The organism is Gemmatimonadaceae bacterium (assembly GCA_020851035.1).
Lineage (GTDB): Bacteria > Gemmatimonadota > Gemmatimonadetes > Gemmatimonadales > Gemmatimonadaceae > JACMLX01.
Genome location: JADZDM010000012.1, coordinates 213255 through 229789 on the forward strand (window position 1 = coordinate 213255; position 16535 = coordinate 229789).

The following is a 16535-nucleotide window of genomic DNA, read 5'->3' on the forward strand; positions in this document are numbered from 1 at the left end:
CGGCGGATGCCGCGACATTGCCGAGCAAGCTCGGCTGTTCGCTCATCCGGTCAGGGTTCGCGACGTCTCCGTGACCGGCTGGCGCTGGTGAAACCACACGAGTGCGGCCACGGCAACGGCAAGGTAGAGGCCATAGCTGAGGACGTACGCATGCTGCACGCTGAGCAGCGACGGCGCGGCGTGCACGGCCCGCGTGACGAAGAGCGTGAGCATGCCGGCCTGCAACACTTCTGCGCCCACGTAGAGCCACACCGAGCCACGTGCGATACCGAGAAAACCGATGGTATACGCGGAGACGCGCAGGGTGTCGCCGAGCAACTGCCATCCCATGAGCGGCGCCATGCCGGCGAACGCCTCCGAGAAGAGCAGGCGGATGACGAGGTGGCGGGCGAGATGGATGCCGACGGCGAACAGCGCGAACGAGGGCGCGATGACCGCGACGTAGCGCCACACGACGCGGACCTGGTCGCGCCCGCTGGCGAGCGAGGCGAGGCGCGGCATGTAGTACGTCGCGAGGAAGACGGTGAAGAAGCCGAGGTATGCGCCGGAGAGGCGGCTCGTTGCCTGCCAGAGTCCGGTGGCTTCATTGCCGAGCTGTGCCGTGAGGAGTTTGCGAATGGCGATCTCTGCCGTTGGAAAAGCCACGGCTGAGGTGACGGCCATCGTGGAGAAGCGGAGCAGGCCGAGGAAGTCCGTCCGGTCGATGCCGGGCACGATCCGGCGCGTGAGCGGCGAGCGGAGCGCCACCCAGATCGCCGGCACTCCGGTGCAACTCATCACGAAGAGCAGCGCCAGCCCCGATCCGGCAATGCCAAGCGTGCGGATCAGGAGCCATGCGACGGGAAGGGCGATCAGGTGCCCGAGGATGGTGATCCGGGCGTATTCCTTCGGCTGCCGGAGTCCGTTGCCCGCCGCGATCACGGCGCTGCCGATGAACGCGAGGAGATGGGCGGGCCCGAGCCACCGGATCAGCCAGGCGTACTCGGCCGTGGAGAAGAGTGCCGTGGAGATCGCGGCGGCGAACAGGAGTGTTGCGGCGGCCACGAGCAGCGAGAACACGCCACCGTACACGACCGTCGCGCCGAGGAAGCGCAGGAGGCGACGGGGCCGGTGGCTGAACTCGGCGACGTACTTGGTGATCCCGGTCGCGATGCCGCCGCCGGCGAAGACCGTGGTCATGGTGATCAGGCTCATGAAGTTGCCGAGGAGGCCGAAGCCACCCGGACCGACGTAGAGCGCGATCATCTTCACGACCACGAGGTTGGCCACCATGCGGAGGCCGTGCGCGATGGCAGCTGCCAGTGACGCCGTGACGACATCGCCGGAACGCCGCGGCGGGCGGGTCATCGGGAATAGCGCTTGTGGTAGCCGCTGAGCAGCGCCTGGAACGTGAAATTGAAGCGGCTGTAGAGGTTCACGATCGGCACGTTGGCGGCGGAGATGAGCGTGCGGGCCTCGCGCACCTCCTGCGTGCGGACCAGGCGCATCACCTCGGCCCAGAGAGGCACGCCCATGAGTGCGTGCGAGGTCTTCACGCCGGTGAGGATCAGGTCCGCCACGTCGCCGTGCCGTTGCTGGACATGGAGGCCGATCACGTCATCGCCGGCGCAGTAGGCGTAGACCTCGCTGCCCTGTGCGACGAGGTCGGCGAGCCAGCGGCGGTACCGCAACCCGGCGAGTTCCCGCGAGATGTACAGGTCCTCGTGAAACCGCCCGTGCTCGAAGGCCGATTCGAGGATCGACTCCATGGCCTCGTGGTCCTCCGGTCCGGCCGGGCGAAGCACGGCGCCGCGCCGGATCCAGCGGTCCATCTCGCCGGATTTCTGGACCTGGGTATGCGCCACCCGGAAGCTGCACTCGGCGTGGTAGAAGCCCGCTTCCGTCAGTGCGCGCCGGAGGGCCCGGGCGTCGGCCGCCACGCGGGTGTAGGCGAAGCCGGCGTCCCGGCGTGCCGCCTCGGCGTCGAACGCCGCGAGCAGCGCCGCCAGCTCGGCAGGGTCCTCGCCGCGGAGCGCGGTGATCTCGAGACAGGGGAAGCCGAGGGTGCGCTGGTCCCACGGCGCCTCACGGAACTCGAGGGCGGTGCTGTCGGAGGTTCGGAGGGTGAGGGCAGCGGCCATGGTGGATCGAAGGGACGAAGAAGCGCTGGAGCATAATACGGCCGGCGTGGTGCAGCCCTGGCGCGCGCGGGGCGCTGCGCCGCGGTGATGCTGACGCGGGAGGCGGGGCGGGAGTATCTTACATGGATGTTCCTGTCCCGGGTGACGGGATGCGACCGGAGCTCACGGAGAACGATTGGCACTCGACACGTCCGTCTTTCGCGACAAGACGCTACTGATCACCGGTGGAACCGGGACGTTCGGCAATGCCGTCCTGCGCCGCTTCCTGGGCCTCGACCTGCGCGAGATCCGGATCTTCAGCCGGGACGAGAAGAAGCAGGACGACATGCGGCGCGAGTATCGCGACCCGCGGATCAAGTACTACATCGGGGATGTCCGGTCGCCGGAGAGCCTGCGGGATGCGACGGCGCAGGTCGACATCGTCTTCCACGCGGCGGCGCTGAAGCAGGTGCCGTCGTGTGAGTTCTACCCGATGGAGGCGATCCAGACCAACGCCATCGGCACCGAGAACCTGCTCAACGCGGCGGTGGCCAGCGGCGTGAGCCGGGTGGTGGTGCTGAGCACGGACAAGGCGGCGTATCCCATCAACGCCATGGGCCTCTCCAAGGGGCTGATGGAGAAGCTGATGATGGCGAAGGCGCAGGTGGCGGCGGCCCGCGGGACGATCCTCTGCGGCACGCGGTACGGCAACGTGATGGCGTCGCGCGGTTCGGTGATCCCGCTCTTCATCGAGCAGGTGCGAGCCGGCGAGCCGCTGACGATCACGGACCCGCGGATGACGCGGTTCATGATGTCGATCGACGATGCGGTGGACCTCGTGCTCTACGCCTTCACGCACGCCCAGCCGGGGGACCTCTTCGTGCAGAAGGCGCCGGCGGCGACCACCGAGACGCTGGCGAAGGCGGTGCTCTCGATCTTCGGCTCCGACGGCCCGCTGCGGAGCATCGGCACTCGGCACGGCGAGAAGCTCTACGAGACGCTGCTGACGCGCGAGGAGATGGCGCGGGCGGTGGACCATGGCGAGTACTACCGCGTGCCGCCCGACACGCGCGACCTGAACTATGCGAAGTACTTCACCGAGGGTGAGCCGGCGTGGGCCGAGGTCGAGGACTATCACTCGCACAACACGCGCCGGCTCGACGTGGACGAGATGGCGTCGCTGCTCCTGACGCTCGGGCTGGTGCGGGACGAGCTGGCGGCATACCGGGCGCAGCGCAGCGCCACGCCCTCGTGACGCAGGTCCTCGTCACCGGCGCGCAGGGGTTCATCGGCCGGCACGTGATGCTGGCGCTGCAGGCACGTGAGGGGGTGACGGTGACCGGTGTGGACCGCGGCACACCGGCTGACGCACTGGACGCCGCGGTGTGCGCCGCCGACGTGGTCGTGCACCTTGCGGGCGTGAACCGGCCGGAGGACCCGGCGGATTTCATGACCGGTAACGCCGGCCTGACGCAGCGCATCTGCGCGGTGGCGCAGCGCGGCGGGCGCGCGCCGCTGATCGTGCTGTCGTCGTCGATCCAGGCCGCCGCCGACAATCCGTACGGGCGGAGCAAGCTGGCCGCCGAGGAGGCGGTCGCGGCGTGGGCGGCGGGCGGTGCGGGGAGCGCCGTGGTGCTGCGGTTGTCGAACGTGTTCGGCAAGTGGTGCCGCCCCAACTACAACTCGGCCGTGGCGACGTTCTGTCATGCCGTCGCCACGGGGGCGCCGTACACGGTGCGCGACCCGGCGGCGATCGTGCCGCTGGTCCATGTCGACGACGTCGTCCAGGCCGTCCTGGCGTCACTCGACGAGCGGCTGCCGGTGGGCACCGTCGAGCGTCGCGAGGCGGGACCGGTCACGCCGGTGTCACTCGGGGCCCTGACGGCGCTGATCGAGTCGTTCCGGGCCAGCCGGGAGACGCTGCGGCTGCCCGACTTCTCGACGCGTTTCGTGCAGGCCCTCTATGCGACCTACCTCTCGTACCTGCCCGGGGACGGCTTCGCCTACGACCTGAAGCTGTTCACCGATCCGCGCGGCACGCTGGCCGAGGTGCTCAAGGGTGACGGCTTCGGGCAGATCTTCGTGTCGCGCACCAAACCCGGCATCACGCGCGGGAACCACTGGCACCACACCAAGGTGGAGAAGTTCCTCGTGGTCGAGGGCGAGGCGGTGATCCGCTTCCGCAAGGTGGACTCGGCCGAGGTGCTCTCGTACGCGGTGCGCGGTGACCGGTTCCGCGTGGTGGACATTCCGCCGGGATACACCCATTCCATCGAGAACACCGGCACGACGGACATGGTCTGCCTGTTCTGGGCCAGCGAGATCTTCGATCCCGCGCGGCCGGATACCCGATTCGAGGACGTGCTCCGTGCGTAAGCTGCGAGTGATGACGGTGGTGGGAACGCGGCCGGAGATCATCCGGCTCTCGAGGGTGCTGCCGCTGCTCGATCGCCACACCGAGCACGTGCTGGTGCACACCGGCCAGAACTACGACTACGAGCTGAACGAGATCTTCTTCCGCGACCTCGACCTGCGCGCGCCCGACGTGTTCCTCGGTGCGGCCGGCGACACGCCCGCCGAGACGATCGGGCAGGTGATCGCGCGGACGGACCGCGCGCTGGTGGAGCACCGTCCCGAGGCGCTGCTGGTGCTGGGGGACACGAACAGCTGCCTGGCGGCACTGGCGGCCAAGCGGCGCCGCGTGCCCGTGTTCCACATGGAGGCGGGCAACCGGTGCTTCGACCAGCGGGTGCCGGAGGAGATCAACCGGCGGATCGTCGACCACATCAGCGACATCAACCTCCCGTACAGCGACATCTCGCGCGAGTACCTGCTGCGCGAGGGGCTGCCGCCGGACCGGATCATCAAGACCGGCAGCCCGATGTTCGAGGTGCTCACGCACTTCCGTCCGCGCATCGAGGCCTCCGACGTCCGCAGCCGGCTCGGGCTCACCACGGGAGAGTACTTCGTGGTCAGCGTGCACCGTGAGGAGAACGTGGATGCGCCGGCGCAGTTCACCGAGTTCGCGCGCCTCCTCAACGGGATCGCCGCCACCCACGGCCGGCGCGTGATCGTCTCCACGCACCCGCGGACGCGCAAGCGGATCGAGGCCGCGGGCATCGTGCTCCACGAGCGGGTCGAGCTCCTCAAGCCGCTGGGCTTCCACGACTACGTGCACCTGCAGCTGCATGCGGCGGCGGTGCTGTCCGACAGCGGCACGATCAATGAGGAATCGTCGATCCTGAACTTCCCGGCCGTGAACCTGCGCGATGCCTTCGAGCGCCCGGAGGCGATCGAGGAGGGCAGTGTCATGCTCACGGGGCTGAACCTCGAGAATGTCGAGCGTGCCCTGAGCGTGCTCGCAGCCCAGCCGCGCGGCGACACGCGCCTGCTGCGCCCGGTGGCCGACTACCAGATGCCGAACGTCTCCGACAAGGTGCTGCGCATCATCCTGTCGTACACCGACTACGTGCGTCGCGTGGTCTGGCGCGAGGCCCCGGTCGACGCACCGCCGGCCGCGACCCCGGGCGCCGGCTGACCGCGGTGTCGCGCTGATGCGCATCCTGCTGCTGTCGCAGTGGTTCGACCCGGAGCCCGCGATCAAGGGCATGGCGTTCGCACAGGCCCTGCGTGCCCGCGGGCACGAGGTGACGGTGCTCACGGGCTTCCCGAACTATCCCGACGGCGTGGTCTACCCGGGGTTCAGGCTGCGGGCGGTGGATGACCAAATGGTCGACGGGATCCGCGTGCGGCGGGTGTGGCTGTACCCGAGCCACGATCGCGGCGCGCTCAAGCGGGTGGCGAACTACGTCAGCTTCGCGCTCTCGGCGGCCGTCTCCGGATTCCGGGGACTTCCGCGGCCGGACGTGATCTACGCCTACCACCCACCGATCACGATCGGCATTCCGGCCGTCGTGCTGGGCCGTCGCTGGCGGGTGCCGTTCGTGCTCGACGTGCAGGATCTCTGGCCGGACACCGTGGCGGCATCGGGGATGATGTCGCGTCCGGCACTCCTCGGCATCCTGCAGCGGTTCTGCGCCTATGTGTACCGCAGCGCTGCCCACGTGGTGGTGCTGTCGCCGGGCTTCAGGACGGAACTGGTCGCGCGCGGCCTGCCGTCGGAGCGCGTGACGGTGATCCCGAACTGGAGCCCCGAGGCGACGTCGTCCGGCGAGCCGGATGCGGCGGCGGAGCGCGCGGCGCTGGGGTTCGGCGACCGGCTGGTGGTGCTCTTCGCGGGCACGATGGGGGTGTCACAGCACCTGCAGGTGGTGCTCGATGCAGCCCGCGAGGCGCACACGCGCGTGCCCGCCGCCCTGTTCGTGTTCATCGGCGGCGGGACGGACCGGGCGACACTCGAGGCCGCAGCCGCCGGGTTGCCGAACGTGCGGTTCCTGCCGCGGCGCAGCATGGCGGAGATGCCGCCGCTGCTCGCGGCGGCCGACGTGCTGCTGGTGCACCTGCGCGACGAGCCGCTCTTCCGCATCACGATCCCATCGAAGACGCAGGCGTACCTGGCCGCGGGCCGTCCGATCCTGATGGCGGTGCGCGGTGACGCGGCTGCCATGGTCGCCGCCGCCGGTGCCGGGATGGTGGTGCCGCCCGACGACGCCGCGGCCCTGGTGGATGCGGTGGCCGCGCTGGCGGCGCTGGGTCCGGCCGGTCGTGATGCGCTTGGCCGCGCCGGTCGCGAGTATTACGCTGCGCACCTGAGCCTCGATGCCGGCGTGACGGCGTTCGAGCGTGTGTTCTCCCTCCTGACCACCGCGTCCACCCATGACAGTTCCGCATCGAGTCCGGCGGCCGCGCTGGCGGGGAAGGCGTCGTGAGCGCTGAGGCGTCGGCGGCGCCGGGCGAGCTGACCTTCGCCGGCCTGATGGTCTTCCTGCTCCGCAGCCGGCGCGTTCTGCTCGTCTGCGCCCTCACCGGCCTCGTGCTCGGTGTCGCCGCCGCCCGGCTGCGGAGTCCGCGCTACTCCGTGAGCGCCTCGTTCACCCCGCAGACCTCCACTGACCAGGGGCGCGGCGGCCTGGCCGGACTGGCCGGCATGGCCGGGTCGCTCGGCGTGTCGCTCGGTGGGCTCTCCGGCGCGGCACTCTCGCCGCAGTTCTACGCCGAGCTGCTGAAGACGCGCGACGTGCTGGTGCCCATCGTGCGCGACTCGTTCCCCGGCCGCGCAGGCGCGGCCGGTCGCCGGGCCATCCCGGAACTGCTCGACGTCGGCGGCGAGACGGCGGCGCTGCGCGAGGAACGGGCGAGCCAGCGGATGCGCGAGAAGGTGCTCGAGGTCGGGGTGTCGGCCAAGACCGGCATCGTGTCGGTGAAGGTCACGACCACCTCGCCGGAGCTGTCCCTCTCCCTGGCGCAGCGGCTGCTCGAGGAGCTCAACCGCTACAATCTCCGCACCCGGCAGAGCCAGGCCGGTGCGGAGCGGAAGTTCGCCGAGGCGCGACTGGCCGAGGCGCGCATCTCGCTGCGGGAGGGCGAGGACCAGCTGCAACGCTTCATGCAGACGAACCGGTCGTACCAGGGCGCACCCGACCTCGTCTTCCAGCAGTCACGCCTCGAGCGAGAGGTCGCCACGCGCCAGCAGCTCGTCGTGTCCCTCGCACAGGCGCATGAGGAGTCGCGTCTGCGTGAGGTGCGTGACACGCCGGTGATCACCGTGGTGGAGAGCGCCAGGCTCCCCGCGTTGCCGGATTCCCGCTTCACGGTGATCTTCGGGCTGGTCGGGCTGATGCTGGGCTCACTCCTCGCGCTCGCGTATGCCATCGTGCGCGAGTCGGTCCGCAGCAGCGCGCGCTCGTCGTCCGTCGACAGCGTGGCGTTCACCGAGGAGGTCAGCCGGCTGCGGCGCTCGTCGTGACCGGGACGGTGCGCCCGCGCGAGGGGGATTCCTGCGCGGCCTGCCGCACCGCACTGTGGGCGGCAACCGTCATGAGGCAGAGCAGGGCCACGTTGGCGCGGTTGGCGGTGATCACCGGTCCGCCGAGCGAGGCCACCGCGACGAAGAGCGTGAGTGTCGCGAGCAGGCGCCCCTCGGCGCTGCGCGGTGCCTGCACCGCGGCGAGCAGCAGCAACAGCAGCCAGCAGGCGTAGCCGGTGATCGCCAGCACGCCGCCCTGGTAGAAGTACTCCAGGTAGCCGTTGTCGAGCGGCAGGTGCGCGCCGAGCCCGAAGCCCGCGACCCAGTTGGATTGCGTGTACAGCGCGGTGAAGAGCTGCCCGACGTCGGTCTCCGATCCACCGAAGCGACCGGCCGTGAGGGCGAGCACCACGCCGCCGCTGTCGAGCAGGTCGAGGAGCGAGGTGGCGTAGGTCTCGTTGAAGCGCCACACGCCGATGCCGATGGCGGCCAGCCCGGCCACCGACACGAGGATGGCGGTGGTGAGCCGGATGACGCGCAGGGCGATCGCGAGCAGCACTCCGAGCCCGAGGCCGAGCACCACGAAGTTCTTCGAGAGCGAGAGCATCCCGCCCGCGAGGACGCAGAGCATGCCGAGCCCGAGGAACAGGGGGCCGGCCTGGCGCCGTGCGCGGAGGTAGATCGCGGCGAAGAGCGCGACGCTGTAGAACGTGCCGGCTTCCAGCGGCTGGTTGAAGATCCCGGTGAAGCGCCCGATGGCGAGTGCCTGGGCCCACACGCTCGTCTCGCCGGAGCGCACCCACGGCCCGAGCAGCCCGCCGATGTCCGTGACGGCACTGAGTGCGGCGACGGCGCCGACAGGGATGGCGACGCCGAGGATCGCGCGCGAGACCACGACGGTGGCCGCGGGTTCGTGGGCGAACACCGTCGCCGCCGCGAGGCAGATCACCGGCGGGAGCATCAGCCTGATGAAGCTGCTCACGACGCTTGCATCGGCACCGGCATCCGGCGACACCGTGCTGCTCATGGCGAGGGCCACGAGGCTCACGAAGAGCGCCAGCGCGGCGGCGAGCACGATCGCGGGGAGCCTGCAGCGCCCCAGCCCGAAGGCGATGGCCCCCCAGAGTGCGAGTGCCGTGAACAGCAGGTGCTCGGTGCGGAGGCCGCCCGGCAGGTAGGGCAGGAAGGCGCATGCCATCAGCAGCAGGGCCCGCACCCGCGTGCTCATCACGTCGACCGGGGGGCCGTGAACGACTGGTTCCGTCGCGCGGCGAACGCCGTCGCCGGCGAGACACGGTCGCGGACGCCGAGCATCAGGCAGGAGACTGCCGCCGTGAGTGGTGACGGCAGGTCGCGCGGAGCAGCAACGGGCTCGAGACGGGGCACCTGCGCCAGCAGGCCGGTCACCGTGGCCGCGACGCCGAACTCCTCGGCCTTCCGCCGGCAGGCCTCGCCGATCCGCGCGCGCACCTCGCGGTCACGGAGCACCGCGAGCAGCGCCGCCGTCATGTCGATGCGCGCTCTTCCCTCGACGTGCTCGTTGTACGACAGGTCGGGGATGTCGGAGAGGAAGCCGTAGCTCTCCGCGACGTCAAGTGACTCGATGCCGATGAGTGCCGGCACGCCGACGGCCGCGGCCTCGAGGAGCGCGGTGCCGCTGCCGACGAACACCGTGGCTGCCGTCACTTCCGCGGCGATCGCGCCGTAGGGGAGCTGGCCGACGAACTCCACCACATCAGCGACACCGAGGTCGGTGGCGAGGCGGCGCAGGACCGGCTCTTCAGGGCCGCGGCCGACGATGCGGTAGCGGATACCGGGACACGCCGCGCGCAGCGCCGGCAGCGCGGCGATGACGTGCCGATTGTAGGTCTTGAAGTCGACGAGGTTGCCCACCGACACGATCACGGGTGCCGCGGGTCCGTCGTAGCTGGCCGGCGCGGGCGGGATGTCGATGCCGATCGGGAGGACGGGGGCGGACGCATAGCTGCGGCCGAAGAACGCGGCGTAGTGATCGCGCGTCGCATCGTTGAAGAACAGCAGGTTCGCATCCGGCACCGCGCGGAAGAGCGCCTGGGCGCCATCGGTGAAGCGACCTGGCGCGACGCGGTACATGAACTCGTTCTGGTGGTACACGCCCACCGACAGCCGCCGTCCCGGATCGGCGGCGCAGAGCCGGTGCGCGAACCAGAGGCCGAAGATCCCCATGGCATGCACGGGGACGCCCGCCGGCGGCAGTGCGCGGCGCAGTCGCGCCCAGTCGATCGGCGCGAACACGCTGAGCAGTCCGCGCACCGGCAGCGTGGAGAACGCGGACACGTCGATGATCGTGGCCACCGAGCCCAGCTCGCGGTGCAGCGCCTCGTCCACGCGGGGTGAGAGGAGGAGGATCGTCGCCCGCAGGCCCCGGCGCGCGAGTTCCCGGCTGGTGCGCATCAGGAACGTCGTGCCCCCGTTCATCGTGAGCACGTTGGCGACGAAGATCATTCCCGACCCGTCACCGCCGGCTGTCACGTGCCGGCGGCCGCGATCGCGTGCACGTGGGTGCCGGTCCGGTCGATGATCCGGGCCAGCTGGGCGTCGGTCAGCTCGTAATACAGCGGGAGCCGGAGCAGTCCATCCGCGAACCGGTCGCAATTCGGGAGCGGACGCCCGTCATGCAGGCGATGGAAGTACGGACTGCTGTGCAGCGACACGTAGTGGAACACGGCCAGGATGCCGTCCGCCTTGAGGCGCCGGATGAGCTCGGACCGCTGCCCGAGGTCCGGCGCCACGAGGTAGAACATGTGCCCGTTGTTGGTGGCCCACGCTGGCAGCACCGGACTCACGAAGCCATGCGCGGACAGCGGCCGGAACGCGGCGGCGTACTGTTCCCAGATGGCGATGCGGCGCGCCTGGATCGCCTCGATGCTCTCGAGCTGCGCGTAGAGGTACGCTGCGATGATGTCCGAGGGCAGGAACGAGCTCCCCACGTCCACCCAGCCGTACTTGTCGATCTCGCCGCGGAAGAACGCCGACCGGTTGGTGCCCTTCTCCCGGATGATCTCGGCGCGTGCCCCATGCACCGGATCGTTCACCGCCAGCAGGCCGCCCTCGCCGGCGATGATGTTCTTCGTCTCATGGAAGGAAAAGGCACCGAGCTGACCGATGGTGCCGAGCTGCCGTCCGCGGTACGTGGACTCGATGGCCTGCGCCGCATCCTCCACCACCGCGATCCCGCGGGCCGACGCCATCGCCATGACGGGATCCATGTCCACTGCGATGCCGGCGTAGTGCACCACGACGATCGCCCGCGTGCGGTCGGTGATCAGCGCCCGGATCGCCTCCGGATCCACGTTGGGTGAATCGGGAAGGCTGTCCGCGAAGCGGATCGTCGCGCCGCGCAGGACGAAGGCATTGGCGCTGGACACGAAGGTGTACGAGGGGACGATCACCTCGTCGCCCGGGGCGATGTCGAGCAGCAGCGCACACATCTCGAGCGCGTCCGTGCACGAGGTGGTGAGCAGCGCCTTGGGCAGGCCGTAGCGCTGCTCGAAGAAGGCATGGCACCGCTTCGTGAACACCCCGTCGCCGGAGATCTTGCCGGACGCCACCGCTTCCGCGATGTAGACGAGCTCGCGCCCGTGCAGGTATGGCTTGTTGAACGGAATCGAGGTCATGACGCGAGGCAGGACAGTGGTGGGTGCCGGGGGCGGGGGAGTGGCCGCGCACCCGGGACTGCGACAACATACCGCGCCGACGGCCGGGCCTGCCAGCACTCCGCCGGTTTCAGCCGACGAGCAGGCTCCGGCACCGCTCGATCACGCGATCCTGCTGCGCCGTCAGGAGACTCGAGGACGACGGCAGGCAGATTCCCGTGCGGTACAGGTCCTCCGCGACCGCACCGCCGACGCATTCCGCGCCCGCATACAGTGGCTGCGTGTGCATCGGTCGCCAGACCGGACGCGCCTCGATGTTCTCCGCCGCCAGGCTGGTCACGAGCGCGGCCGGCGTGGTGCGCGCCCCGGCGGCCGCGTCCAGGTAGCAGACCGAGAGCCAGCGCGTGTGTGTGCCCCATCCCGCCTCGGGCTGGAACGTCACGCCCGGCGCATCGCCGAGCGAGGCCACGTAGCGGTCGAACACCGCGCGCCGGCTCGCGACGCGATCGTCGAGCACGCGCAGCTGGCCGCGGCCGATGCCGGCGAGGACGTTGCTCATCCGGTAGTTGTACCCGAGCTCTGCGTGCACGTACTCGATCGCCGGTTCGCGGGACTGGTTGGCCCACTTCTTCATGCGGGCGACCTGCGCCGGGTCGTCGCAGAGGATCATGCCACCACCGGTGGTGGTGATGATCTTGTTGCCGTTGAAGCTGAGGAGTGCGTACGACGCCGTGGTGCCGGTCGGGCGCCCCCGATAGCGTGCGCCGAGCGACTCGGCGGCGTCCTCCACCAGCACCACGCCGAATGCCGTGCAGGCGGCGGCGATCCGGTCGATGTCACAGTGCTGGCCGTAGAGGTGCACCGCGACGAGCGCCTTCGGGAGGGTGCCCGACACCGCGGCGGCGCGCAGGTACTCCTCCACCAGGCTGGCGTCGATGTTGCCGGAGATGCGCTCACTGTCGATGAAGACCGGCTGCGCGCCAAGGTAGGTGATCGGGAAGACGGAGCCGGCGAAGGTGAGCGTCGACACGGCGACGCGATCACCCGCACCGACACCGATCGCGCGCAGGATCAGGTGCAGCGCCGCGGTGCCGGAGGTGACGGCGAGCGCGTGCCGCGTGCCGCCGAGGTACGCCGCCATCTCCTGCTCGAACGCATCGAGGTTCGGCCCGACCGACGACAGCCAGTTCGAGGCGAAGGCCTCCTGCACGAACGTGAGTTCTTCGGGGCCCATGTGCGGAACGGAGAGATAGATGCGTTCGTGTGCCATGTGAGGTGTCCGGGAGGGACTGCGTGGACCGTGACCGGTGTTGGACGGCGAGGCGATCAGAAGATGGTCGTCGAGGCGCGTGCGTAGACGTTCCACGCCGTGCGACGGAGTTGCCAGACGCCGGCGTACAGCGCCCCGACCTCGAGGCTCCGGCTGGCGGCGCCGCGCTGGTCGAGGGTGGCCGCCGAGAGGTCGTAGAGCCAGTCGTACGCCTTCGGGATGATGACCGGGGGTGGGCGGTACAGGCCCTCGACATCGGTGATGACGACGGAGCGCGGGCGCCAGCGCTGGAGCGCGATGCGACGGGAACCGGTTGCCGTGAAACGCTCCCAGGCCACGCGCTGCCCGCTCACCACGCCGGCACCGATCGGCGCACCGAGGAGCTGGCCATCACTCGTGTGGCCCTGCAGCAGCGACCCGTTCGTGTACAGCGCACCCTGCGGACGCTGCTGTGCGATCGGGCGGATGTCGCCATCGAACAGCTCGATGGTCAGGAGGCTGATCGCGCTCGCGCTGCTGCTGGTGGCGATGCGCACGCTGCTCAGCAGGGCGCCATTGTTCTCCGGCTCCTGCACGAGGTCGCGTCCGCTGTAGTTGTAGTCGTCACGCAGCAGCTCGACGGTCGTCTCGAGCCGCGCCTTCGGCACCCGCACGCGGATGAAGAGCGAGCCGAGTTGGTTCGAGATGCTGTCGGCGGCGGCGGGGCCGAGCACCTCGTCTCCGCTGAACAGCCCGGAGAACGGCTTGGCCCATCCCGTCCACTGGCGTCCGCTGCCGCGCCAGGGCAGGTGATAGAAGCGCGTCGCGCCGATCTCGAGCGCCTGGAGTGCCGCCGGTGTGAAGCTGGCACTCAGCCCCGTGGCCATGCGCCGCCGCCCCGAGGCGGTGATCGAGGCGAAGGTGTCCGTCGCGGTGACGATCGACCAGTTGCTCTGCTCGAGCACACCGAGGACGTACCGTGCGGACAGGGTGCCGAATGGTCCCAGCCGCACGCCGGCCGCGTTGGTGCCGGCGAAGATCCGCGAGAATCCGCCGGCATTCGCGCCGAGGATCGCGGGAAAGGTCTCGCCCGGTCCCCACCCCTCGCTGGCAGAGCTGATGCCGGCCGTGAGGCCGAAGGCCGAGACGCGGAGCGAGCTCTCGCCCGGGAGGAGGCGCGTCTCCGGGCGGATACCGCGGCGCTGCGGCAGGTCCACCACCTCGGTGTATTGCGGGTCGACGAGGTCGGACAGCCGCTCGGGAAAGAACTGCGGCATGAGCGGGAAGCCGGCGTTCTGGCTGAAGGCCAGCGCGGGCGCCGCGAGCGCAGTCAGGTGTCGCGTCTCGAACACGGCGCCGGCGCCGAGCGCGGCATTCAGGCCGCGGCCCTGCCACATGGCGCCGTCGTTCGCGCCCCAGGGCATGGAGGAGTTCGCGCTGACGAAGAGTTGTGCGCCGGCGGCCCGCCGGTCTCGTGTGGCCTGCAGCAGTGCCGCCCGCCAGGGATGCGGCGTGGAGTCCGCGAGCATCGCGGCCCGCAACTCGGCAGGGAGGAGGCCGCGCGCCGCTGTTGGCAGTGGGTGCATGCGGCCGGCCACGGCCGCCGCGCGCAGGTAGCGTTCGATGGACCCGCCCACCGGTGCACCGAGCGCTGCCGACCGCGGTCCCGCGTCGGCCTGCCACTGGGCCGCGGCGGTGGTCCAGGGGCAGGCCAGCAGCGCCAGCCGCATGGCGGCAGTCGTCAATCGGGTGACCGTCATCGCGGGCAATCTAGCCCGTCGTGCCGGGCGGTGGCACGCGGCCGTTCGACCCGCGGTGCGCACGCATGCGCTGCTTGCGTCGGCTTTCGCAAGCCACGAAGTTCGACGTGCGGGCGGCCGCGTGTCCATCGCGCCGGCACCACCCGGTGCCACTTCATCTCCACACCGAGCCCTTGCGACGCATTCGCACAGCCATTCGCGGCCTGATGGTGCCGCACGCCCGATTGCTGTGCGTGGCCTCGCAGCTGGTGTGTGCGCCGGTGCTCACCGGCCAGGCGGCCGTCTCGTTGTACAGGCTCGGGTCGCCGGAAGACCAGCGCGACCGCCGGCTGTCCATCCAGCGCGATTCACAGGCGCCGGTGCGCCGCCTGATGCAGTCGGCCACCACGCGCACGCGACTGGTGCTGGACAGTGCCGGGCGCCTGCGCATCGCGGCGGTGCTGCCGGATGCGCAGCTGACCTACAACTCCGATTTCCCCTGGACCCTGAACGACGGTGCGATGTGGGCCGGCCGCGGCACCACCGTCCAGGTGAGCGGTGGCGTGGCGCTGACCTGGCAGCGACTGCGCGTGATCGTGGCGCCGACGTTCTGGCGGGCAACGAACACCGACTATGCGCGACCCACGGACCCGGAAATCGTCCCGCCCATCCCGGCGCCACGCAATCCGTACGGATCGCCGTACCACTGGTACTCGCGATCAATGGACATGCCGCGCCGTTTCGGGCCCGGCAGCGTCGCGGCCACCGACCTGGGCACATCCGCTGCCTGGCTGTCGTGGGACAAGGTGGAGGCGGGCCTGGCCAATGAGCAGGAGTGGTGGGGCCCGGGATTGCAGAATGCCCTGTTGCTGAGCAACAACGCTGCGGGGTTCGGGCATGCGTTCGTGCGCACGCGCCAGCCGCTGCAGACACGCATCGGCGCGGTGGACGCCCGCTATCTCGTCGGGACGCTCACGACCTCACGGTTCTTCGAGGACGGCAAGCCGACGTCGCCGGCGCGCGCCATCGGTGCGGCGATCGTCACGCTCCAGCCGCGCCGCGCGCCGGGGCTCACGATCGGCACGGCACGGATGGTCATCGGCGCCATCGAGGAGCGCCCTGACGTGCTGGGACGGCTCTTCGACGTCTTCCGGAACGTCGGACGGCCCAACGCGCGTCCCTTCTGGGACCCGACACAGACGCGCGGGCGTGACCAGCTCTTCGAACTCTTCGGGCACTACTCGCCGCCGGGCTCCGGTCTCGAAGTCTGGTACGACTGGGGCCGTGCGGAGCAACCGCGCACGCTGGGCGACCTGCTGGGGGATGTGGGGCATTCACAGGCGTTCACGGCCGGACTGCAGGGGATCCGCCGCCTGTCCCCGACGTGGAGCCTCGGCGTCCAGCTCGAACACACGCAGACGGAGCAGAGCAGCTCCTATCGCGCGCGGCCCACCGGCAGCTGGTACACGAGCCGGTCCGTGATCCAGGGCTTCACGCAGCGAGGGCAGGTGCTGGGCGCGGCAGTCGGGCCCGGGGCGAACAGCCAGTTCCTCGCCGTGGACGGGCACTCCGATCGCTGGTCGGTCGGCGCGTTCGCGGGGCGGCTGCGGTGGGACGACGACTCGTTCTACTCGATCAACAAGCCGATGGGGAATGGGCTCTGCAAGCACGACGTGTCGCTGTACGGAGGCGTGCGCGGCGTGCTGCGCACCCGGACGACGCTGCTCGCATCGTCGGTCACGATGCAGAACCGGCTGAACGCGTACTGGGCGTCGACGGGGCTCTGCTTCTTCGCCGAGGAGAACGTGGATCGCCGGAACCTGACGCTGCAGTTCAGCATCACGCCGCGCCTGCCGGTGCCCTGATCGGGACTGGCGGTCTCATCTGCAGGGTGTGTGGGCGTCGTGTCGTAGCCGGCTGTCGGGGGCGCATGGACAGTGCTGCTCT

Annotated in this window: 13 protein-coding genes; 6 read left to right on the forward strand and 7 right to left on the reverse strand. The window is 70.2% G+C overall.

The annotated features are described in order from the left end of the window. Positions 1-42: 42 nt before the first annotated feature. Positions 43-1347: an O-antigen translocase gene (locus tag IT355_09925; protein ID MCC7053576.1), complete on the reverse strand. Its 1305-nt coding sequence runs from the start codon at positions 1345-1347 to the stop codon at positions 43-45. Beyond that, positions 1344-2120: a hypothetical protein gene (locus tag IT355_09930; protein MCC7053577.1), complete on the reverse strand. Its 777-nt coding sequence runs from the start codon at positions 2118-2120 to the stop codon at positions 1344-1346. Before IT355_09930 ends, IT355_09925 begins: the two co-directional genes overlap by 4 nt. A 175-nt stretch (positions 2121-2295) precedes the next feature. On the opposite strand from IT355_09930, the gene IT355_09935 reads away from it, so the two are divergent. Genes IT355_09935 through IT355_09955 form a run of 5 tightly spaced genes read left to right on the forward strand, consistent with a single transcriptional unit; the run spans position 2296 to position 7965 of the window. Then, positions 2296-3354: a polysaccharide biosynthesis protein gene (locus IT355_09935; GenBank protein ID MCC7053578.1), complete on the forward strand. Its 1059-nt coding sequence runs from the start codon at positions 2296-2298 to the stop codon at positions 3352-3354. Further along, positions 3351-4475, forward strand: coding sequence for an NAD-dependent epimerase/dehydratase family protein (locus IT355_09940; GenBank protein MCC7053579.1), 1125 nt, complete (start codon positions 3351-3353; stop codon positions 4473-4475). Before IT355_09935 ends, IT355_09940 begins: the two co-directional genes overlap by 4 nt. Further along, on the forward strand, positions 4468-5637 hold the full coding sequence (wecB, locus tag IT355_09945) for a UDP-N-acetylglucosamine 2-epimerase (non-hydrolyzing) (protein ID MCC7053580.1): 1170 nt from the start codon (positions 4468-4470) through the stop codon (positions 5635-5637). The genes IT355_09940 and wecB overlap by 8 nt, the downstream gene beginning before the upstream one ends. 16 nt (positions 5638-5653) lie before the next feature. Continuing rightward, positions 5654-6928, forward strand: a complete 1275-nt coding sequence (locus tag IT355_09950) for a glycosyltransferase family 4 protein (protein ID MCC7053581.1) — start codon at positions 5654-5656, stop codon at positions 6926-6928. Further along, complete coding sequence (locus IT355_09955; GenBank protein ID MCC7053582.1) at positions 6925-7965, forward strand: hypothetical protein; 1041 nt, start codon at positions 6925-6927, stop codon at positions 7963-7965. The genes IT355_09950 and IT355_09955 overlap by 4 nt, the downstream gene beginning before the upstream one ends. Here IT355_09955 and IT355_09960 read toward each other — a convergent pair. The 5 genes from IT355_09960 to IT355_09980 all read right to left on the reverse strand — a co-directional run bounded on the left by IT355_09960 (position 7940) and on the right by IT355_09980 (position 14609). After that, positions 7940-9193, reverse strand: coding sequence for a hypothetical protein (locus tag IT355_09960; protein MCC7053583.1), 1254 nt, complete (start codon positions 9191-9193; stop codon positions 7940-7942). The genes IT355_09955 and IT355_09960 overlap by 26 nt on opposite strands. Next, positions 9193-10449 (reverse strand): glycosyltransferase family 4 protein, encoded by a 1257-nt coding sequence (locus IT355_09965; protein ID MCC7053584.1) that lies wholly within the window; start codon positions 10447-10449, stop codon positions 9193-9195. Before IT355_09965 ends, IT355_09960 begins: the two co-directional genes overlap by 1 nt. Positions 10450-10472: 23 nt before the next feature. Continuing rightward, positions 10473-11621: a dTDP-4-amino-4,6-dideoxygalactose transaminase gene (rffA, locus tag IT355_09970; GenBank protein ID MCC7053585.1), complete on the reverse strand. Its 1149-nt coding sequence runs from the start codon at positions 11619-11621 to the stop codon at positions 10473-10475. Positions 11622-11730: 109 nt separating this feature from the next. After that, positions 11731-12870: a DegT/DnrJ/EryC1/StrS family aminotransferase gene (locus IT355_09975; protein MCC7053586.1), complete on the reverse strand. Its 1140-nt coding sequence runs from the start codon at positions 12868-12870 to the stop codon at positions 11731-11733. Between the two features lie 56 nt (positions 12871-12926). After that, complete coding sequence (locus IT355_09980; GenBank protein MCC7053587.1) at positions 12927-14609, reverse strand: hypothetical protein; 1683 nt, start codon at positions 14607-14609, stop codon at positions 12927-12929. Positions 14610-14842: 233 nt separating this feature from the next. Between IT355_09980 and IT355_09985 the strand changes: the two genes are divergently transcribed. After that, positions 14843-16453, forward strand: coding sequence for a hypothetical protein (locus IT355_09985; protein MCC7053588.1), 1611 nt, complete (start codon positions 14843-14845; stop codon positions 16451-16453). Positions 16454-16535: the final 82 nt, after the last annotated feature.

Bases quoted from the DNA above. Each gene is read 5' to 3' on its own strand.
- IT355_09930 (MCC7053577.1), bottom strand. From the start codon at position 2,120: ATGGCCGCTGCCCTCACCCTCCGAACCTCCGACAGCACCGCCCTCGAG.
- IT355_09975 (MCC7053586.1), bottom strand. From the start codon at position 12,870: ATGGCACACGAACGCATCTATCTCTCCGTTCCGCACATGGGCCCCGAA.
- rffA (MCC7053585.1), bottom strand. From the start codon at position 11,621: ATGACCTCGATTCCGTTCAACAAGCCATACCTGCACGGGCGCGAGCTC.
- IT355_09980 (MCC7053587.1), bottom strand. From the start codon at position 14,609: ATGACGGTCACCCGATTGACGACTGCCGCCATGCGGCTGGCGCTGCTG.
- IT355_09960 (MCC7053583.1), bottom strand. From the start codon at position 9,193: ATGAGCACGCGGGTGCGGGCCCTGCTGCTGATGGCATGCGCCTTCCTG.
- IT355_09965 (MCC7053584.1), bottom strand. From the start codon at position 10,449: ATGATCTTCGTCGCCAACGTGCTCACGATGAACGGGGGCACGACGTTC.
- IT355_09925 (MCC7053576.1), bottom strand. From the start codon at position 1,347: ATGACCCGCCCGCCGCGGCGTTCCGGCGATGTCGTCACGGCGTCACTG.
- IT355_09950 (MCC7053581.1), top strand. From the start codon at position 5,654: ATGCGCATCCTGCTGCTGTCGCAGTGGTTCGACCCGGAGCCCGCGATC.